At 69.9% G+C, this 20233-nt stretch carries 14 protein-coding genes, 1 tRNA gene and 2 pseudogenes; 6 read left to right on the forward strand and 11 right to left on the reverse strand.

Going from position 1 to position 20233, the window contains the following annotated elements:
* Nucleotides 1–670: 670 nt before the first annotated feature.
* Together AB0B86_RS28075 and AB0B86_RS28080 are read right to left on the reverse strand one after the other, a co-directional pair.
* Nucleotides 671–936, reverse strand: a pseudogene (locus AB0B86_RS28075) (transposase); the annotation flags it as partial.
* A gap of 31 nt (nucleotides 937–967) precedes the next feature.
* Nucleotides 968–1438 (reverse strand): hypothetical protein, encoded by a 471-nt coding sequence (locus AB0B86_RS28080; RefSeq protein WP_357420135.1) that lies wholly within the window; start codon nucleotides 1436–1438, stop codon nucleotides 968–970.
* A 249-nt stretch (nucleotides 1439–1687) separates the two neighbouring features.
* Here AB0B86_RS28080 and AB0B86_RS28085 point away from each other — a divergent pair, with 249 nt between their 5' ends.
* The gene (locus tag AB0B86_RS28085) at nucleotides 1688–2854 is read left to right on the forward strand and encodes a helix-turn-helix domain-containing protein (protein WP_357420136.1); all 1167 of its coding nucleotides are present in this window, start codon (nucleotides 1688–1690) and stop codon (nucleotides 2852–2854) included.
* 204 nt (nucleotides 2855–3058) lie between these two features.
* Nucleotides 3059–3751 (forward strand): TetR/AcrR family transcriptional regulator, encoded by a 693-nt coding sequence (locus tag AB0B86_RS28090; protein WP_357409930.1) that lies wholly within the window; start codon nucleotides 3059–3061, stop codon nucleotides 3749–3751.
* On the opposite strand, the gene AB0B86_RS28095 is transcribed toward AB0B86_RS28090, so the two are convergent.
* Nucleotides 3717–4466 (reverse strand): alpha/beta fold hydrolase, encoded by a 750-nt coding sequence (locus AB0B86_RS28095; protein ID WP_357409932.1) that lies wholly within the window; start codon nucleotides 4464–4466, stop codon nucleotides 3717–3719. The genes AB0B86_RS28090 and AB0B86_RS28095 overlap by 35 nt on opposite strands.
* A 120-nt stretch (nucleotides 4467–4586) precedes the next feature.
* Here AB0B86_RS28095 and AB0B86_RS28100 point away from each other — a divergent pair, with 120 nt between their 5' ends.
* The 3 genes from AB0B86_RS28100 to AB0B86_RS28110 all read left to right on the forward strand — a co-directional run bounded on the left by AB0B86_RS28100 (nucleotide 4587) and on the right by AB0B86_RS28110 (nucleotide 9221).
* The gene (locus AB0B86_RS28100) at nucleotides 4587–5942 is read left to right on the forward strand and encodes an NAD(P)-binding domain-containing protein (RefSeq protein WP_357420137.1); all 1356 of its coding nucleotides are present in this window, start codon (nucleotides 4587–4589) and stop codon (nucleotides 5940–5942) included.
* Entirely contained in the window at nucleotides 5939–6871 is a 933-nt protein-coding gene (locus AB0B86_RS28105) for an alpha/beta fold hydrolase (protein WP_357420138.1), read from the forward strand. The genes AB0B86_RS28100 and AB0B86_RS28105 overlap by 4 nt, the downstream gene beginning before the upstream one ends.
* Nucleotides 6872–7865: 994 nt before the next feature.
* Entirely contained in the window at nucleotides 7866–9221 is a 1356-nt protein-coding gene (locus tag AB0B86_RS28110; RefSeq protein ID WP_357409938.1) for a lipase family protein, read from the forward strand.
* A gap of 439 nt (nucleotides 9222–9660) precedes the next feature.
* On the opposite strand, the gene AB0B86_RS28115 is transcribed toward AB0B86_RS28110, so the two are convergent.
* Nucleotides 9661–13356, reverse strand: coding sequence for a hypothetical protein (locus AB0B86_RS28115; RefSeq protein WP_357420139.1), 3696 nt, complete (start codon nucleotides 13354–13356; stop codon nucleotides 9661–9663).
* Between the two features lie 389 nt (nucleotides 13357–13745).
* Nucleotides 13746–13925 carry a hypothetical protein gene (locus AB0B86_RS28120; protein WP_357409942.1) on the reverse strand — a complete coding sequence of 60 codons (180 nt, stop codon included), beginning with the start codon at nucleotides 13923–13925 and terminating at the stop codon, nucleotides 13746–13748.
* 458 nt (nucleotides 13926–14383) lie between these two features.
* Here AB0B86_RS28120 and AB0B86_RS28125 point away from each other — a divergent pair.
* Nucleotides 14384–14599 (forward strand): annotated as a pseudogene (locus tag AB0B86_RS28125) (hypothetical protein); the annotation flags it as partial.
* A 124-nt stretch (nucleotides 14600–14723) separates the two neighbouring features.
* On the opposite strand, the gene AB0B86_RS28130 reads toward AB0B86_RS28125, so the two are convergent.
* The 6 genes from AB0B86_RS28130 to AB0B86_RS28155 form a co-directional block, all read right to left on the reverse strand.
* Nucleotides 14724–14797 (reverse strand) — tRNA-Pro (locus tag AB0B86_RS28130).
* Nucleotides 14798–15004: 207 nt separating this feature from the next.
* A complete protein-coding gene (gene der / locus AB0B86_RS28135; RefSeq protein WP_357409991.1) occupies nucleotides 15005–16381 on the reverse strand; it encodes a ribosome biogenesis GTPase Der in 1377 nt (458 codons plus the stop codon).
* A gap of 76 nt (nucleotides 16382–16457) precedes the next feature.
* Nucleotides 16458–17138 carry a (d)CMP kinase gene (gene cmk / locus AB0B86_RS28140; RefSeq protein ID WP_357409944.1) on the reverse strand — a complete coding sequence of 227 codons (681 nt, stop codon included), beginning with the start codon at nucleotides 17136–17138 and terminating at the stop codon, nucleotides 16458–16460.
* A gap of 197 nt (nucleotides 17139–17335) precedes the next feature.
* Nucleotides 17336–18106 carry a pseudouridine synthase gene (locus AB0B86_RS28145; RefSeq protein ID WP_357409946.1) on the reverse strand — a complete coding sequence of 257 codons (771 nt, stop codon included), beginning with the start codon at nucleotides 18104–18106 and terminating at the stop codon, nucleotides 17336–17338.
* Nucleotides 18093–19163, reverse strand: coding sequence for an SMC-Scp complex subunit ScpB (gene scpB, locus AB0B86_RS28150; RefSeq protein WP_357420140.1), 1071 nt, complete (start codon nucleotides 19161–19163; stop codon nucleotides 18093–18095). The genes AB0B86_RS28145 and scpB overlap by 14 nt, the downstream gene beginning before the upstream one ends.
* Nucleotides 19156–20202: a segregation/condensation protein A gene (locus tag AB0B86_RS28155; protein WP_357409950.1), complete on the reverse strand. Its 1047-nt coding sequence runs from the start codon at nucleotides 20200–20202 to the stop codon at nucleotides 19156–19158. The genes scpB and AB0B86_RS28155 overlap by 8 nt, the downstream gene beginning before the upstream one ends.
* Between the last annotated feature and the right edge of the window lie 31 nt (nucleotides 20203–20233).

The raw sequence follows: 20233 nt of genomic DNA on the forward strand, positions 1-20233 counted from the left end.
TCAGCCCGGCTCAGGTTCGCCTGAGCCGGGCTGACCAGGCCCTCGCCCGAGCAGAAATCACGACCCTGGTGGATGCGCTCGCCGACATCCTCGCCTGGTTGATCCACCGACGCCGGCACCACGAACACGCCAAGTTCCGCCCCTACGCCCGGCAAGCGGATGGGTTGCCTTGGCCCCGTTCCGGGGCAGCAGAGGGGTACTGGAATCCCGATACGGTGCCGTTCCGCCCGAGATCGAAGGCTCCGGAACGACCTATAGACAAGATTCAGAGCTCGTAATCCGGCCCTTTCCCCAAGACCAGTGACGTCAGGCGCAGCGTGCTTCGCGGCAGATGCGTGCAACGTTACGGCCGATGTGTTGCGAGGCGCTCATGAAGTCGACTCACCGCTCCCCACAGGTAGTAGGCGGGGGACCCTCGCTGTAGCCCGAACCGATAGATCCGGACTCCCGCGCGTGGCAGAACATCACCGAGGTGCCGGGCCTGGACGGTCTGGGCCTTGCGGAACAACTCTCCGACGGTGAAGGCATTGCCGCTGTCCGCGGCAACTCGAACCCCCGCCTTGCTACCTCCGCCGGGTCCGAACGGGAGCAAGTAGACCAGGGACGTACTCAGCTCTGCCCTAGCGTCGGTGACCCGACCGGCATCGCCCGAGGACCACGTCATCGCCGCGATCTGCACCGGACCGGTGGCGTCGGTCAGCACCGTCTTCGACCGGACCCCTTTGTGGACGTTGTCCGAACCGGCACCGTCGCTTCGTGTTTGGCATAGCCGGGATGCTCGGTCATCGCGTCGCTCGACGCGGTATCCACGACCGTCTTGGTCAACTGCTTCAACAGCCCACCCGGGCCCGCCAGTGACAGACCCTGCTCCTTCGCGGCCCGCACCAGATCGGCGGCGGCACGCGCTGCTTTGGGAGCGGCACCGCCGGCACGGATCCCGCAACGGGATCCGTGCCGGGTGGGCCGATCAGATGAACGCGAGCGAGCTGAAGAACGCCGGGTAGCAGTCGACATAGATGTCGTAGACGCCGGGCGGCACGTGCACGGGGCCCAGGGTTGCCCCGTTGGAGCACCGGGCGCTGACCGCGGTAGTCGGCTGGCCGGTGAGGGTGCAGCCCTGGAACACGATCAGCCACGCGTCGATGTACTGCCCGGCGTACGGGCAGGAGCCCGACATCACCGAGAAACCCCCGCCCTTCCCCGGTGAGGCGGCGGCCGCCGTCGACGTCGTGACGCTCAACGTGCCGGCGGAGCTCGCCGATGCCCGCTCGGCTCCGATGGCGGCGACAGCCGCGTCGCCGCTCGGCGCGGGTGCCGCGACCGCCGCGGACGGTGCGGCCATGAACGCGGCGAGCATCGCCGTCGCGGCCAACAGCAGACTGGATGCGCGGAGAATGCCGGATCGTGCTCCGGCGGAGGGTCGACTACGCCATGTCATAACCAGAACCACCTCTCGAGTGCTGTGCGATCTGCGGATGCCGGGGCGCGTACCTGGTCGCGCCCGACCCGGCCGGGCCGTCGTCTGACGTCCATGGCGAAGCGTTCCAGGGTGCCGGTGGCCGGGTCTTCGTGACAAGGCGAGAACCGGGTCGCCGGCGTACCCCGGTTCTTGTGAATGTCCGCAAGGCTGTCCGGTCCGCGTCAACCGGGCGGCGTGGCCGGAACGCATCGATTACCGTTGACCGGCATGGGCGGTCTGTTCAGCCTCTGGCGGCAGCGAGTGGCCGACAACGCCCGCCGGGCGGTGGACGCCTACCAGGAGGAGCTGCTGGAATACCGCAACCTCGCGGCCATGCCGCGGGTGCGGTCGGAGATGCTCGATTTCGCGGTCTTCCTCCGTCAGCGCACGGTCGACCTCGCGGCGGACAGCGCGCCGTTCCACGTGCAGGATCTGGACCTGATGGCCGCGATGGGCCGCCAGCGCGGCGAGAAGGGACTCACCCTGACCGCGCAGCGGCAGGTGCTGCTCGTGCACACCCGGCTGACGCTGCGCGAGGTGTACGAGGCGGCTGGCCCGAACGACATTGCCGCGACGATGCACACGCTCGCCTGGCTGGCTCCTGCGGGACTGGCCGCCCAGGGCGCGTACACCCGGGGCTGGATCGAGGGGCAGCGGCGCGCGCTGGCGACCGCCGCCCAGGTGCGGCTGCTGACGGTAATGCTGCTGGCCGGCGACGACAGCGCGACCGAGCTGGCGCGCGGCCTGCACATGCCGGTCCCCGACCACGTCGTCGCGACGGTGGTCCGGGTGGCCGGCGGGTCGCCCGGGCCGGACCAGGCGGCGCGGGACGAGTTCGCCGGCGCGCTGCTGAAGACGCACTGGATGCCGCTGAGCTGGCCGGAGCCGCACGAGGTGGTCGCGCTGATCCCCAGCTCGCCGGGCGCCCGGCAGCCGGCGGTCGAGCGCGGGCTCGCGCTGGCCCGCGACGTGGCCTCGATGACCGGCCGGCCGTGCGCGGCCGGCACCGCGCCTGGGCGGGTGCGCACGGTCGGCGACGCCGTGGCGCTGGCCCGGCAGGTCAGCGAGGTCGCACCGGTGCGGGCCGTGCCACGCCACGCGTACACGGTCAGCGACGTCTTCGCCGAGCTGGGCGCCGCCCGGCTGGCGGAGGTCGGGCAGTGGCTCCAGGTGGTGGCGGCGCAACTCGACGCCGGGCCCAACCTGGTCGCCACGCTGGACGCCTACTACCAGCACGACATGAACCGGCTCGACACGGCGGCCGCGCTGTGCATCCACCCGCGCACGCTCGACTACCGGCTGACCCGGGTGCGCGACCTGACCGGGCTGGAGCCGGGCTCGACCCGCGGCGTACGCGTGCTGAGCACCGCCGTCGCCCGGATCCTCGCCGGCTAGATGGCCGCGCGCCGGTCAGGCAAATGACCGCACCGATGAGGTGTGCATCCAGTGGTGCTCCCCAGCGGGGCGCTAGATAGTCTTGGACGTAGCGGCAACGTTCAGGGCTCTCGTCCGTCGCGCTCAGCATGGGTCCCACGGGTGGCTGGTGCTCGGATGGGACGCTCTTGAGGGACGTGACCCGTGCGTAGGGAGGACTCGAGGATGCCGACGGCGACGTGGGAACGGCTGCCCGAGTCTCGTCGCGCTGCAGTGCTCGCGGCGGCCGAGGCGGAGTTCGCCGAGCACGGGTTCTCGGCGGGCAGCCTGAACGTCGTCGCCCGCAACGCGGGCGTGTCGAAGGGCAGCCTTTTTCAGTACTTCCACGACAAAGTCGACCTCTACGCCTACCTCTCGGAGCTGGCGAGCCAGCGAATCCGGGTTGCGATGGAGGAGCAGATCCCGCACCTGCCGTGGGACAAGGGCTTCTTCGCGGCCGTCCGTGAACTGACCCGGGTCTGGGTTGCCTACTTCGATGACCACCCTCTCGATCTCGCCTTCACCGCCGCGGTCAACCTCGAACCGGAGGGCACCGCCCGGGCCGCAGTCCGGGCAGTTGCCAACCGGCACTATGTCGAGGTCCTCACACCGTTGCTGGAGTTGGGCCGTGAGCGGGGCGAGCTGCGGGCCGACGCCGACCTGGACGCGATCCAGGCGTGGCTGCTCCTGCTGCTGCCACATCTTGCCCTCGCCCCTCATCACCCGGGGCTGGATCCCGTCCTTGGTCTCGCCTCGTCAGACCTCGCCGAACGGCAGGCCTCCATCGAGCGGTTGCTCGCGCCCTTGGAGGCGGCCTACGGGGCCTCCGGCCAGACGCGCCCGATCAGTACGGGGCCGGCGCTCGCTGAAGCCAGGTGAGCATCGCCTCCGCAGGCCGCTCCCAGCCCGCGTCGAGCATCAGGTCGTGGCCCATGCCGGGGAACTCCTTCACTTCGGCCTGGTAGCGGCGGGCCGTTGCCCGGATGCCGCCAAGGGGGACGAGGTGGTCGTTCGGGGTGGCGAGGACCAGCACGGGCGGTTTGCCGCGCGGGGGCGGCGATGGTCGATGGAACAGCAGCTGGTACTGGGCCAGCGACGATTCCCGGCCGCACCGCGCTGCGAGGCGCGTCGCGTCGGCCGCGGAAAGGTTGGTGAAGAGGTAGTCGGGGCGCAGGGGCAGGCTTGCCCCCAGCATCAGGCGAAGCGCGTCGACGGGATGGCGCCGGGCGATGCAGATGAGGGACCCGACGGCTGGCTGAGCCGGGACCGGCGCGACCAGCACGGCTGCCCGGGCCGCGTAACGGGCGAGCGCCCGCTGGACCACCAGCCCTCCCATCGAATGACCGATCAGGACCACCTGGCGCGGGAACGTCGCCGCGACCCGGACCACGTCGTCGACGTAGGAGCCAAGCGTCGCCCGTCGCAGTGACCCGCCGCTTCCGTCGTGGCCCCGCAGTGACACGGCGGCGGCGGGGTAACCGGCATCCGCGGCGGCGTCGAGCCAGTGCTCCCAGCACCATGCGCCGTGGCCGAGGCCGTGCACGAACAGCAACGGCGGGCGATTCCCGGCGTCGACCGGGGCACGTCGGATCACCTCCAGGGCAGGACCCCGGCCGGAGGACGGTGTTGGGGGAGCGTTGCGCACCACGGCACCAAACCATACAGTGACCACCGGTCATATGACCACCGGTCACAATCGTGTGGAGGCCAGACGATGCCGTCCGTTCCGATCCGTACGTGCATCATCGGCGCCGGTTCCTCAGGGATTGCCACCGCGAAGGTACTGCGCGAGCGCGGCATCGCCTTCGACTGCTACGAGCTCTCCGACCGCGTCGGCGGGAACTGGGTGTGGGGCAACAAGAACGGTGTCTCTGCCGCGTACCGGTCGTTGCACATCAACACCTCCAGGGAACGCATGCAGTTCAGCGACTTCCCGATGCCCGACCATCTGCCCGACTTCGCACGCCACGACCAGGTCGCGGCCTACTTCGACGCCTACGTCGACCACTTCGGCTTCCGTGACCGGATCGTCTTCGGCACGGGGGTGAGCCACGTCGAGCCGTTGGCCGGCGGCGGCTTCGACGTCACCCTGACCACAGGTGAGCGTCGCCGCTACGACGCCGTCTGCGTAGCGAACGGACACCACTGGGACCCGCGCTGGCCCGAACCGGCCTTTCCCGGCTTCGACACGACGAGCATCGAACAGATCCACTCGCACAGCTACTCCAGCGAGACCCAACTCGCGGGCAAACGGGTCGTCGTCCTCGGGATGGGCAACAGCGCCATGGACATCGCCGTCGACGCCAGCTACCTCGCACGAGTGACCTACCTGGCGGCCCGCAGTGGAGTGCACATCATCCCCAAGTACGTCTTCGGCCGGCCTTACGACCAGATCGCCGGCAAGGAGTGGATCCCCGGCGCGGTCCGCTGGCCGCTGGCGCGGCTGCTCTTCAAGGTGACTACCGGCCCCATGAACCGGTACGGGCTGCCGGCGCCCGACCACAAGTTCGCCCAGGCCCACCCCACGATGTCGAGCCGGATCCTGGACCGCCTGGCCCACGGCGCGATCACCCCGAAGCCCAACATCGAGCGGTTCGACCGCGACACTGTCGTGTTCACCGACGGCAGCCGGGTCGAAGCGGACCTGGTCGTTTACTGCACCGGGTACAAGCTGCGCTTCCCGTTCTTCGATCCGGCGTTCCTGGACCCCGGTGACAGCAACGACATCCGCCTCTACAAGAGGATGTTCTCCACTACCACGCCACACCTGTACTTCGTCGGACTGATCCAGCCCCTCGGCGCCATCATGCCGATCGCCGAACGCCAGTCTGAGATCATCGCCGACCACCTGCAAGGCCTCTACGCCCTCCCGGGCCGCGCCGCAATGGAGACCGAGATCAACCGCTACCGCGCCTCACTCGCGAAACGCTACGTCCGCAGCAAGCGACACACCATTCAGGTCGACTTCGACGACTACATGCGCAGCCTGCGAGTTGAGCGAGCCCGGGGCGCAAGACGAGCCCGCGGAGGCGCCGGGGACGGGCTCCCGCGGGTCGGTGAGATCCGATGAACCCGGAGCCCGGCGCGCCTGCCGACGCTCGACGTTCGGATGTCACTCTCCCTGTAGGCCGAGACTCTTGCGCCGCCTGGCTCTACCGGCCCGAGAACGTCGAACGGCCACCCGTCATCGTCATGGCGCACGGCTTCGGCGCGATCCGGACACTGCGGCTCGACGCCTACGCCCAGCGCTTCGCCGACGCCGGGTACGCCGTCCTCGTCTTCGACTACCGGCACTTCGGCGACAGCACCGGCCAGCCCCGCGAGCTGCTGAGCCTGTCCCGCCAGAGGCAAGACTGGCAGGCAGCCATCGCCTACGCACGCGCGCTGCCCGGAGTCGACACGGGACGGGTCGTCGCATGGGGCTCCTCGCTGAGCGGCGGGCACGTCCTGCACGCCGCGGCCCACGACCAGGACCTCGCCGCAGTCATCGCCCAGGTCCCCCACGTCTCCGGACCGCACGCCACGATCGCGATGGGAGCCCGCCACGTCACCCGCCTCGGCGTCGCGGCCGTCAAGGACCTGACACGGCAGCTCACCGGCCGCTCGCCGTACTACGTACCGTCGATCGGAGACACCGGCACCCTCGCCGTCATGCTCGACGACGACGGCATCGGGATCCTGCGACGACTGGCCGAGGGCCTGGATGTCGACAGCTTCCTACCGCATAACCGCGTCGCCGCCCGCATCCTGCTGCACATGCCGTTCAACTCGCCGGGTCTGCGCGCACACCGCATCACCGCCCCGACCCTGATTCAGGCCGGAGAGCGAGACGAACTGACCCCCACGAAGGCGTCACGCTGGGTCGCCCGGCGCATCCCGGATTCCGTGTTCAAGACCTATCCGTGCGGCCACTTCGATCCTTACGTCGACCCTCACTTCGAGGGCGTGGTCGCCGACCAGATCGCGTTCCTCAACAGCCGCGTACCCGTGCGGCAATGAGTGCCTTCGACGGCATGGCCGCCGCCCTGGGCCCGGAGCCGGGTCGTGGATCGGCCGTGCGGTGGCCATCGGGCTGAGCCGAACGGGCGCGCACGTGACGGCTACGTCCTCAGCACTACTGGGCTCGCCGCCACTACCAGCTCGTCGATCACCGCTTCCACAAGTGCTCGCCGAGCATGGAGCGATCGAGGAGGCAGCGCCGGGCAGCCCCGCCAGCTATTGAGCATCGCCCAGGAGCACGAGTCCTGGCGCGCCGCGATCGCCCACGCGCGCGCGACCTCCACTTCACCGGCGTCGTGGCGGGCCAGCTCGCGTTCCCAAGCACGGCCTTCCGTGGCCGAGCACCAATGACGGCGGCCCTCGTCCGGGCGCCGGGCGTCCCGTCGCGGATGGCGCCCGTCATCTTGGTATCCATGAACGGAACCCTCAGCAGCGGGGTCGACGCGTGGCGCCGGGAGAACCCGGACCACGAGTCTGCACCGTCGCCTGTGGAGCGTGTCCCCGTGCAAGAGCCGGAAGATGAGGTCCGCCGGCTAAAGCCGCTGCCTTTCACCCGGACGCACCTGCAGCCGTGCGCTGGCGGCGATTGAGGCTCAGAAGGCGACCTACCCGGTCGTGTCATTGGCGGTAACGGCCACGGTTGGTCGTGGCCGAGTACATCGAAGTGCTCTACAAACGGCAACCCTGCACTCCCGGCTGGGCCACCGCAGCCCGGCCAAAGTCCTTACCGACACTCTCAACGGGCGGCCAGCAGCCAGACCAGCAACCCGAATCCCAGTCCAAAGTCCTTGACACGCATCGAACAAAGGCGATCGAGGTCTTGTCGACCCTGCCGCGGAGAGCTAATGTGACCACTGGTCATATGACCAATGGTCACATGCCGGAAACATTGGCGTGCAGTTGCAATGAGCCATGCCGAGGAAGCGCGTGTCTGCCCGCCGTCACGACTCACCCGCAGGGTTCGACGCCTCGGACGTCGAATCACCCTGCGGTCATGTCCACCACCCGCATCAACGGAGGTCACCGCATGTCCGCACGCGCTCTCACCCGCGCCGCGGCACTCGCCGTCGTCGTCGGACTCGGTCTGGCGGCACTCCCCGGAGCCACAGCCAGTGCCAGCACCGTCTCCCGGGGCATCACGATTCCCGCGTTCTACTCACCGCCCGCCCAGTTGCCCGCCGAGAACGGGGCTCTGGTGCGCAGCGAACCGCTGCCGCTGTCGCTGTCGCTGCCGGGCCTGGACGGACGGCCCATTCCGGGACGGGCGACCCGGATCATGTACAAGACCACCGACTCGAACGGCCAGCCCGCCGCCGCGACCGGTGCGTACATCGAGCCGTCGGCGAGTTGGCCGGGCAGCGGCCCGCGCCCGTTGGTCGTCCTCGCGCCGGGAACCTCGGGTCAGGGCGATCAGTGTGCCACCTCCCTGGGCCTGCAGAACGTGATCGCCTTTGGTAACAGCACCCTCTCGATCGGGATCGAGAATCTGGCGATCTACCAGCTGCTGGGCAAGGGCATCGCGGTCGCCGTCAGCGACCACATCGGCCTGGGAACCACGGATCGGTTGCACACCTACGTCAACCGCCTCGACGAGGGTCACGCGGTGCTCGACGCCGCGCGGGCCGCACGATCCCTGCCCGGTGTGTCCGTCACCGCCGCCTCACCGACCGGCCTGTACGGGTTCAGCCAGGGCGGCGGGGCGGTCGGCGCGGCCATCGAGCTCCAGCCGACCTACGCCCCGGACGTCCCCGTGAGCGCGAGCTACGCCGGCGCGGTACCGGCCGACCTCGCCGCGGTCACGTCGGGTATCGACGGCACCGAACTGGTCGCTTCCATCGGCTGGTCGCTGAACGGGTTCGCGCAGTCCGACCCATCGCTGCAGGCGGTGCTGGACAACCACCTCAGCTTCATCGGCAAGGCGGTCCTCAAGGACCTCACCACCCGGTGCATATGGGACGCGATGGCCACCTACTCCTACCAGCGCACCAACGGCTGGACGAAGAACCTGGAGTCCGCCTCAGCGATGATCGCGGCCGAACCCAGGCTCCGGGCGTTCATCGAGCAGCAGCGCATCGGAACGCAGAAGCCGGCCGGTATCGTGCGTGTCGCCACCGGCGTGCACGACAACCTCGTCCAGCACGCGCAGGCCCGCCAGCTGGCCCTCGACTGGTGCCAGCGCGGCGGCAACGTCGTCTACGCCCCGATCTCGGGCATCAATGGCCCAAGCCCGTTCCTGAACCACGTCGACTCCCTGCTCAAAGACCAGGGCACCGCCATTACCTGGCTTACCGACCGCCTGAAGGGCACGCCCGAGGTCTCCAACTGCGCAACGGTTTCGCAGCTGCCCTAACCCCCGGGCGGAGCGACTCCTCGGCAGCATCGAACGATCCGGGGGTCCCGGTCTCGACCGACGCCCGGGACCCCCGGTCGACCGAACGAACAGCCCAGAGCTCCTGACGCCTCCGCAGGCAAGATCCCGGGCGAAAGAGAGCCGGTTCAGCGTCCGAAGCATGAGCGTCGTCCGATCTGGACCACTGGGTACCATGCGCGCCCGAATGGATTCGAACCCTAGCCTCCTGTTCCGCAGACAAGTCTTGGGTTGGTACCGGTTGATACCGCGGGGCTGTACCCGCCACCTGGGCCGCGGGACCGGCGTGCGAGTCGGCCCTCGCTCAGGGACGGCGGGCGGTCGGTGATGAAGTAGCGGACGGCGAATAGTGCGGGCCGCTGAGAAAGCGGCGGTGTCGGCCACCGGGCGGGACCGCAACTGTTACGGGAACCTCGAACGTTCAGTCCTCGCTGATCCGGCCGTGACGCGAGGCCGAGGTTGTCTGGGCGATGATGCCGTAGGTGGTGGCGACGACGAGGATCGAGCTGTTCACCAGCAGTGCGTCGCCGACGCCGGCTCGCAGCTCGTGGGTTTCCACCCCGTGCTGGTCATCGGTCGCCCAGACGCGCACGACGCCGTCATAGCCTCCGCTGACGACGGCCGGAGCCCCGTCGGCGAGGTGGGCCATGGACACTGAAGCCACCCAGCCGTCATGGGTCAGCGGACAGGCAAGCGACTCCCCGGTGTCGATGTCCCACACCCAGACGCGCTTCTCCGAGCCGCCTGCGGCCAGCTTCGAGCCGTGGCTCGCGATGGCGAACACCGAGCCGTCATAGCCGAACTCGCGGACGGGCGTCGTGTCGCCGAGCCGCCAGACTTTGATCAGTCCACCGCCGGCGGTCATCACGACCGGAGTGCCGTCGGCCAGGGTTCCGGTCGTGAGTTTGTTGATCGTCTCACCATGCGCGAGTGGTTCGCCGTACGGCGTGCCCTCATCGAGCCGCCATACGCGGGCCTCTTTCGCGGTCACGGTGACGAGTGCGTTGACGTCGCCCCACACATCGAGCGCGGCCGCCGAGAATCCTGGATGAAGCGGCGGGGAGAAGTGGTAGAGCACATGGTCCTGGTCCACGTCCGTGATGACCAGCGGCGGATCGGTCCAGAGAAACGACAACATGTTGCCGGGTTTCTTCGCCGTACGCACAATCACGGACCTCCCGTCGGCGAGCGTGCTGCTGGTCACGAAGCTGGGCCGGTACGGGGCCGGGTAGGTCCGTAACTCGGCGCCGTCGTCCAGCCGCCACACTCGCACGGCGGGCGTCCTGCCACCGCTGCTGAGAACGACGTCGGTCCCGTCGCCGAGGGTGGCGCTCATGATCGTGGCGCCGTACGCATCGAACAGGTGACCCGTCGTCTCCTCGGCGGGTGCCGCGTCGTCGAGGCGCCACAGCCTGATGCTGCCGTCGTAGTAGGCGCCGACGGCAACGGTTGTGCCATGGGCGAGCGAGCCGGCTGCCACAGCCGAAATTCCTCGGCTGGGACCGGTGAGTGCGTACAGTAGGCGGCCGTCATCGAGCGACCGTACGTGCACCACTGGGTCGTCTATCGCGCCACCGGTTAGGACGATTGTCGTCTGGTCCGGCAGGGAACCGATCGCCGTCGTCGGGCCGGCCCGTCCGGTGGACCAGATGGCCTCCGATGAGCCGTGCCGCCACACGGCGAGCGTCCAGCTGACGGCGCAGGCGAACAATGTCGAGCCATCCCCGGCGGAGATCGCCGACAGATTGCGTGGATCCATCGAGGATCCACCGAAGTGAGGCGCGGGGATGTCGACTGGCATCAGGTCGGCCAGCCGCCATGCCGCCAACTCCGGCGCCGCGCCGATGCCGTTGCCGGCTCCGGCGACGACCACGTCTCCGGCGCCGGCCATCCGGACGGTCTCCACCGACCCGATCGGCCAGGCCGTCGCCCATTGCGTCAGCAGTTCGCCGTCGTCGACCCGCCAGACATACAAGGTCCGGTCCGAGCCGCCACCCACCAGGACGGGGGTGCCGTCGGGCATAGTCGTGGCGACGACTGCCCGCATCTGCGGCGTATTGATCCGGTATAGGAGTTCGCCGTCCTTCAGGCGCCAGACCGACAGTCGCTCGGCCGTACCGGGGTCGTCATTCCCAGCGACGACGACCTTGCTCCCGTCGCTGAGCGCCGCGATCGCCACACACGTCGCCGTGCCCGGTCCGGCCAGCGTCATCAGCGGCCGGCCGTCGTCAAGGCGCCAGAGCCGTGCCGTCCCGTCCCGGCCGCCACTGACCAGCAGCGGGATGCCGTCGGACGACTCCCCGGTCGCCAGCGTGGTGATCTCGCCGTCGTGGCCGCGTAGCGTCTGCTGGCCCAGCGTTGACGCGCTCATCGCGGGATCGATCTTCGCCCAGCGCACATGCTGTGCCCGCGGCACGGCGTTCGCGATCCGCTTTCGCAACACCGGGAGGTGCGCGATCGCCGCAGCCACTTCGAGGTGCCCGGCGTTGCCGATCCGATCCCGCGCGACCAACCGGTCCGACGCCAGCCTGTATGCCGCCGCCACCCGCTTGCCCGTCGCCTCGCACGCCGAGTCGAGGTGCGGCAGCAAATCTTGCGGATCGGCGGTCACGAGAAAGTCCACTCGGTCGAGCAGATCGTCCATGCTCCCGCCACGCGCTGCGTGGCCGGCCACGAAACGTCGGACGTAGTCGGTGTCCCAGCCGTCCCGGCTCGCCACCGTGACGCATGCCTCGTACAACGCGCGGTTGTCGGCGCGGGAGTCTCGGCCGGCCAAAAGCACGTCCGCCAAGGCATGGTGAAACAACCGGTGGCGTGGTCGCGAATCCGGTTCGGCGACGCCGACGATGAGGTCCACTGCGGCGGAGTCGTGCACCAGTTTCAGGTCGCGGTGGCCGGCGTCGCCGAGGCCCAGGGCGGTGGCGAACCGCAGCCACAGCTCGTCGTCGACGCCCGCGCCCTGCGCGTGCGCCAAAGTGGTCATCATGATCCGCAGGCGATGGCTTTCCTCACCGGAGCGTCTGCCGAGGTAGCCGAGAAGAGCCTGTGCCACGTCGGTCGGGAACTCGAAAGAGTGCGGCTTGACGTCGTTCGACCGGGCCACACGTTCAGCGGCCAAGCCCGCGATCAGAAAGTTCCCGGCGGCGCGCTCGGCGATCTCGGCGGCGAGCGACTGGGCCAGCTCCGGATCGGCCCGGCACCGCCGCCGGACGCCGCCGGAAAGGTCCGGCTGGGTGAGGATCGCCAGCGCGTACTGCCGGACGCCCTCCGGATCGGCGAAGTCGACCGCGAGGTCGATAAGCCCGTCCTGGTCGACCGCGGTGATCCCGAGCTGGGGCAACAGCGCGTCCCACCCGTAGCGACGCCGATCGGTCGGGCCAGCCGACCACGGCCGAGTAGCGACTACCACGCGTACCGAGGGGATCGTAGCCAGCCGACTCAGCGCCTGCCCCAGTGCGACGGCGTCGCGGGGCGTCGCGGCCTCGTCGAGGGCGTCGGCCAGCACGATCCGCGATTCGTCGCCGAGCCGCTCGAGCAACTCCTCGTCGGACGCGGCTGAGGGGAGGCCCAACCATTCCCGCATCGCGCGATCCAGATCGCTTACCCGAGCACCAGCTGCCAGGAACATCAACCCGTTACCGGCCAGAACTGTGTTGCGCCGCATCGCCACTCGCGCGAGGACCGCGGACTTGCCCGTTCCGGGCGGCCCGCTGATCACGAACGGGCGACCTGACTCTTCGGTGGAGTCCAGCCACGCGAGCACGGCCGCGATCACGTCCTCCCGTCCGCGGAAGAGGTCGGCCGCAACCGTCATCCCGCGCCGTCCCTGCCCCGCGCGGAGGAAGTGCCCGGCGGCCGACAAGCCTCCGAAGTGCCATCGATCCAGCACATCCGGCTTGGCCAGCGGCGGCTCCGAGCGCTCGGCAATCGGCTTGGATGACGCCGAGCGGCGCAACGTCAGGTAGCCCACGATGAGAGCGGCGAGCGCGCCGACAATGGACGCGACCTGATCGCCGCGGTCCAGGACGAGCCCGAACCCGCGTTCGGACGGCCACAGCCAGATCGCGGCGGCAACGCCGGTGGCTACCGCCAGGAGGGCCGCAGCCGAGGTCAGCACGCGTCGCCGAGTACCCAATCCGCCACCACCCGCAATCGGAGTAGAGCCCAGCGTAGCGACGGCCGGGTGCCACCGGCGCTTCTCAGATCTCGATACTCGGTTCGGGAGGTGATCCAGAGGAAGGGGTGGTTTCGCTATTCCCCAAGCGGTCCACGTCGATGGGGTGCCGAGTCGTGGGTACAGGGACCGGACGTCTTCCAGCGACGCATCTGTGCTCGTAGGGTGTCGATCTCGATGCTCAACGCGCGGATGACCTGGGCGTAGGTGTCGATCCGTTCGGTCAGCTCGGTGTTGCTCTCCCGGAGCCGTTTGTCGGCGGCTTCGAGATCTGCGAGCCTGCCGTGCAGGTGCTGGAATGCAGTTGGGATGCCGTTGGTAGCCCGCCGCTGTTACTCAAAGGCCTGACGCAGGTCGGGATGCTTGTGGGTCAGCACCCACCGTTTCACGCCGGCTTCGGCCGCCAACTGCAGGACGGTCAGCGCTCCAGTGGAGCGGGTGGGGGTACAGGCCAGGAGCCGGCGGGCGGCGGCTTGGATGACGTCGCGTTCGGCTTGCCGGTCGGTGGTCATCGGGTTCGTCCGGTGTGGTGGTGTCGAGCGATGAGGTGTTCGAGGCGGGCGAGTTCGTGTCGTTCGCGGCCGTGGCGCACTGGTGGGGCTGCAGGGTCGTTGACTACGGCGCGGAGGTGCGCGGCCTGCCGGCGCAGGATGTAGATGTCGCGGTCGGTTCGGGCGATGTTGGTGCAGTTCGGGCGGCAGTCGTCAATGTCGGAGGTGTGGCGGGTGCCGCGTTCGTCGGCGGCAGACCACGTGCGGCGCCGCCGCGAACGACTCCAACCGCGTACCCGATCGCCGGCTGGGGCAGATGCCGTCGGGCGACCGGGTTGGCCACCGCATAGCGTGGCTGCGCCCACTCGTAGAACGCGTTGACCCGCTGAGGTTGTCCAACACCCTCGAACCGGCCACCCGCGCCGGGTTCGCCGCATCCGTCATCCGCCAGAACTTGAACCCGTCGGGGGTTGATCGTCGTGGGATGGGTCCTCAATGAGGTTCTTGATTGGCTCACCACGGCGATCCTGGCCTGCCTGAACGCGATCTTCGACCTCATCACCGGCATTCTGCTCACCACACCGAAGGTCACCATGCTGCCGCAGGTGCAGGCACTCACCGGCCGATCAGCCTGGATCGTGGAGACCGTCTTCGTGTTGGCGTTCGTCGCCGCCGGCGTGCTCGTCATGGTCGCCAGAGCGCTCTGCAGCACGCACGCCAGCGGCTAACCGTTCATCCGGTTACCGCCACCAAAGATCATCCGTTACCGGATGTTACCGCCGTTACCCGGGAGGATCTTCATCTCCCCAGGTCAATCGGTCGGGACGGCCGGATTCGAACCGACGACCCCTTGACCCCCAGTCAAGTGCGCTACCAAGCTGCGCCACGTCCCGCCCCCGCGCGGTTTCCCTCGCGGCAGCCGGTACAGCTTAGCGCAGCCCTCCCGAGTCATCGCACAGGCCCCACCCGCCTCGCCAGCTGACCGCACCCCCTCGCAGGAGCACCAACGCACAACCCCTAAAGCGTCCTAGGAGGGTGGGGTAGAGGGATGCCGGATGGTCCGGTCGGACCATCCGGCATTTCGGGAGAACTGGGCCGGGTCAGCCGTGCGCCTTGCCTCGGCCACCGGGGCCGAGCTTCTTACGCGGGCGGACCGAGATCTCGATGGGGCTGCCCTCGTACCCGAACTCCTCGCGGAGCTTGCGCTCGACGAAGCGCTGGTAGCCGGCGTCGAGCGGGCCGGTGGTGAAGAGCACGAACCGTGGCGGCGCCACACCAGCCTGCGTCGCGAACAGGATCCGCGGCGCGCGACCGCCACGAACCGGGTGGGGCGTGGCCTGGACCAGCGCGGTCAGCCACTGGTTGAGGTGCGCGGTCGGGACCCGGGTCTCCCAGCTGGCCAGCGCCTTGTTCAGGGCCGGGGCCAGCTTGTCCACGGCGCGGCCGGTCATCGCGGACAGGTTCAGGCGGATCGCCCAGGGGATGCGGCGCAGTTCCCGGTCGATCTCCTTGTCCAGGTAGTACCGACGGTCGGCGTCGACCAGGTCCCACTTGTTGAACGCGATGACCATGGCCCGGCCGGCTTCGGTGACCATCGACAGGATCCGCTGGTCCTGCTCGCTGATCGGCTCGCTGGAGTCGAGCAACACCACTGCCACCTCGGCGGCCTCGATCGCCCCGGCGGTGCGCAGGCTGGCGTAGTACTCGGTGCCGCTGGCCTTGCCGACCCGCTTGCGCAGCCCGGCGGTGTCGACCAGTTGCCAGGTCTGACCGCCGATCTCGACAAGGCTGTCCACCGGGTCCACAGTGGTGCCGGCCACCGAGTCGACGACCGCCCGATCCTCACCGGAGAACCGGTTGAGCAGACTGGACTTGCCCACGTTCGGCCGCCCGACCAGCGCCACCCGGCGGGGTCCGCGCGGCCGGTTCTCGATGATCGCCGGGGCTTCCGGCAGCGCGGCGAGGATGGCGTCCAGCAGGTCGCCGGAGCCGCGGCCGTGCAGCGCGGAGATCGGGAACGGTTCACCGAGGCCGAGCGACCACAGTGAGGTCGCCTCCATCTCGATGGAGGTGTTGTCCGCCTTGTTGGCCACCAGGATCACCGGTTTGGCGCTGCGTCGCAGCATCTTCACCGCGGCCTCGTCCACGTCGGTGGAGCCCACCATCGCGTCGACCACGAAGAGGACCACGTCGGCGGTGACGACAGCCGTCTCAGCCTGTGCCGCGATGGCAGCGGCCCGGTCCTTCGCGTCCGGTTCCCAGCCGCCGGTGTCCACCACTGTGAACGCCCGGCCGTTCCACTGCGCGTCGTAGGGCACCCGGTCCCGGGTCACCCCGGGAACGTCCTCGACGACCGCCTGCCGACGGCCGATGATCCGGTTGACAAGCGTGGACTTGCCCACGTTGGGGCGGCCGACCACTGCCACGACCGGCTGCGGGCCGGTCGGTTCCTCGACGGCGACGTCGGGCTCACGCAGCTCGACCCATCCCGCACCCTCGCTCACGCCGCTCCTCCGCGTCGCTCCGGACCGACCTGAGACATCACTGCGGCGCTCATGCCACGCCTCGTTCGGTAAGTAGGTCGCGCAGTCGCGCCACGACCTCGTCGATGCCCAACTCGGTGGTGTCCAGCACCACCGCGTCGGGGGCCTGCGCCAGCGGGTTGACCTTGCGGGTCGAGTCGAGACGGTCCCGCCGGGCCAGGTCGGCGGCGGTGGCCGCCACGTCGGCGGCGTCCTCCGCACTGCGTCGGGCGGCACGGGCCGCCTCGGAGGCGGTCAGGAAGACCTTCAGGTCCGCGTCCGGCGCGACGACCGAGCCGATGTCCCGACCCTCGACGACCATCCGACCAGCGTTGGCGATCATCTCGCGTTGGCGGGCGACAAGCAGCTCGCGGACCGCGGGAACCGCGGCGACGGCGGAGACCGCTCCGGTCACCTCCGGGCCCCGGATGTCGGCGTCCACGCCGACCCCGTCGATCGTCACGGCGTACCCCTGCGGGTGGGTGCCGATGCGCAGGTTGACCTCGCCGGCGACCTTGACCACCGACGCGGTGTCGGTGAGGTCCACGCCGGAGCGCAGCACGGCCCACGTGATCGCCCGGTACATCGCCCCGGTGTCCAGGTAACGCGCACCGATGTCGACGGCGAGGCGCCGCGACACGGTGGACTTACCCGAACCGGACGGCCCATCCACAGCGACCACACATCGCCCGGCCCGTACGTTTTCCTCCACCGTGTCCTCCTCAGCCCGTACCTCACGGATCGCCCGGTGAGCTGGCGCCGCAAGCGGTTTGTCAATCGTCATCAATCATGCCCGGTTCCTCTGGCGGACCCGCGCGCGACGCCACCGGAGGCGACCCACGCCACCCGGGCGGCCGCGTCCCGGCCGTCGGTGGAGCCTACCGGCAGCCGTACCCCGAACTCCGGGGGTCAGTCACCCACCGCGTTGAACAGGGCGGCGACCTCCGCGTTGGTAAGCCGCCGGATCCGCCCGGTGCGCAGGTCGCCCAGCCGGATCGGCCCGATCGAGGTACGCACCAACCGGGTGACCGGGTGCCCGACCTCGTCCATCAGCCGCCGGACGATGTGCTTGCGCCCTTCGTGCAGGCTCAGCTCCACCTGGGCGGATTTGCCGAGGGTGTCCACCACCTTGAACGAGTCGACAGTGACCGGCCCGTCCTCCAGCTCGACCCCGGCCAACAGCCGCTTGCTCAGGTTGCGCGGGATCGGCCCGACCACCTCGGCGAGGTAGGTCTTGAGCACCTGGTAGGAGGGGTGCATGAGCTTGTGCGCGAGGGTGCCGTCGTTGGTGAGCAGCAGCAGGCCCTCGCTGTCCGCGTCGAGCCGCCCGACGTGGTAGACCCGCTGCTCCAGCCGGGCACCGATGAAGTCGGACAGCTCGTTGCGTCCCTTTTCGTCCGCCATGGTGGTGACCACCCCGCGCGGCTTGTTCATCGCCACGTAGACCAGGCGGACGTCGACCTGGAGGCGCTCGCCGTCCACGTGGATCACGGCGGTGGCCGGATCGACCTTGTCGCCGAGCTTGGCGACCCGCCCGTCCACGGTGACCCGGCGGCGGAAGATCAGGTCCTCGCAGGCACGCCGGGAACCCACGCCGGCGGCGGCGAGCACCTTCTGCAGGCGCTCAGCCCCCTCGAAGACAGGGGCGTCGGGTTTGGGGGCACGGTTATCGGGTCGCATCAGCAAGCTCTTCTACGTCGTCGGGCAGGAAGGGTGCGAGGGGCGGCAGCTCGGCAACGGTGTTCAGCCCGAGCTTCTCCAGGAACAACGTGGTGGTCCGGTAGAGGAACGCCCCGCTGTCCTGTTCGGTGCCGCACTCCTCGACGAGACCGCGGGTGACCAGCGTACGGATGACCCCGTCGCAGTTCACACCCCGGATGGCTGAGATTCGCGAACGGGTCACCGGCTGCTTGTAGGCGACCACGGCGAGCGTCTCCAACGCCGCCTGGGTCAGCCGTACGGACTGCCCGTCCAACACGAACCGTTCAACGTACGTAGCGTATTCCGGCCGGGTGTAGAGCCGCCACCCGCCGGCCGCCCGGCGCAGCTCGAACCCGTGGCCGGCGGCGGTGTAGCCGGCGGCGATCTCGTCGAGCATCGGCCCGACCCGTTCGGCCGGCTGCTCCAACACCTGCGCCAGGACCAGCTCGCTGACCGGCTCGTCGACCACCAGCAGGATCGCCTCCAGCGCACCGCGCAACTCGGCGTCGGACAGCTCCGGCGCCGGCTCCGGCGCGGCCGTCACGCGCCGCCGCCCCACGCTCTCCCGCCGGGGTACGCCGACAGCCGTCCCCGACTCCCCCACCGCACCCGGATCCGGCTCGGTCACACCCGTCCCACCCGAGCCCAGCGCGGCTGGGACCGGCGCAGCGGCCTCCGGCGCGGCGGCCTCCGGCGCGGCGGCCTCCGGCGCGGCGGCCTCCGGCGCGGCGGCACCCAGCTCGGCAAGACTTGGCTCGGCCGGGACCGGCTCGGCGGAATCCGGCGCGGCCAAACTCGGCGCGGCGGAATCTGACGCGGTCGGGGCGGCCTCGGCGGCGGGTGCGGATTCGGGTGCCGGTCGGGACGGTTGCTGGCGGCTACCGTCGGCGTCCGGCGCCGCGGGTACGGCGGGTGACTCGTCCGACGGGACGTCGGTGCCCTCTGGTTCGGGGGCGGGCGGCCGGGGGCGCTCCCACGGTGGAACCCAGGCGGCGGCCTGGTCGGCAAGCGAATCCCGGCGTTCCTCGTCACTCATCGCGCTCACCCTCCGTCGCTCCCGTCCCATCCGTCCCGGCGGCCTCCCCGGTCAGCTCCGACCCAACGGGCGACCCGGTCAGCTCCGGCCCGGTCAGCTCCGGCCCGGCGGGCGACCCGGCCACCGCCGACCCGGCGGGCAGCGCCGACACGTGAGGCTCAGCTGGCGGCGCGGACGGCTCCGCGTCGGCCGGGCTGCCGGCGTACTCGTCGACGTGTAGTTCGGTGGCGCCGTCGGCCGGGCCGGTCCAGCGCACGGTCAGCTCCTCCAGGGCCTGCTCCTGGACGAAGGAGACCAGGCCCTCCCGGTACAGCTCCAGCAGCGCGAGGAACCGCGCCACCACCTCCAGGGTCGCCTCGCAGTCGGCGCAGAGCAGTGCGAACGTGGCGGTGCCGGCCCGGCGTAGCCGGGCGGTGAGGATCGCCGCGTGTTCCCGGACACTGACCCGGACCATGTGCACGTGGGCGATGGAGACCTCCGGCACCGGCTTCGGCGTCATCGCCTTCACTGCCAACTTCAGCAGCCGCTGCGGGCCGATGCCGAGGACCAGGTCGGGCAGCGCCTCGGCGTAGCGGGGTTCCAGGCTGACCGCGCGGGGGTAGCGCCGGCCGCCGACCGCTTCCAGCTCGGCGATGTGCGCCGCCGCCTCCTTGTACGCCTTGTACTGCAGCAGCCGGGCGAAGAGCAGATCCCGGGCCTCCAGCAGGGCGAGGTCGGCCTCGTCCTCCACCTCGGCGGCGGGCAGCAGCCGGGCCGCCTTCAGGTCGAGCAGGGTCGCGGCGATGAGCAGGAACTCGCTGGCCTCGTCGAGGTCCCAGTCGTCGCCCATGGCCCGGATGTAGGCGATGAACTCGTCGGTGACCGTGTGCAGGGCCACCTCGGTGACGTCGAGCTTGTGCTTGCCGATCAGTTGCAGCAGCAGGTCGAACGGACCGGTGAAGTTGGCCAGCCGCACCGTGAAGCCGGTCGCGGCGGGCGGCACACCGTCGACCACGGCCGGAGCAGCGGCGTCAGGCGGGTCGAGGGGTGGCGCGGTCACCGCACGACCGTAGTGCACGAGGCGGGCACCG

It is taken from the genome of Micromonospora sp. NPDC049047 (assembly GCF_040649135.1).
Taxonomy (GTDB): Bacteria; Actinomycetota; Actinomycetes; order Mycobacteriales; family Micromonosporaceae; genus Micromonospora.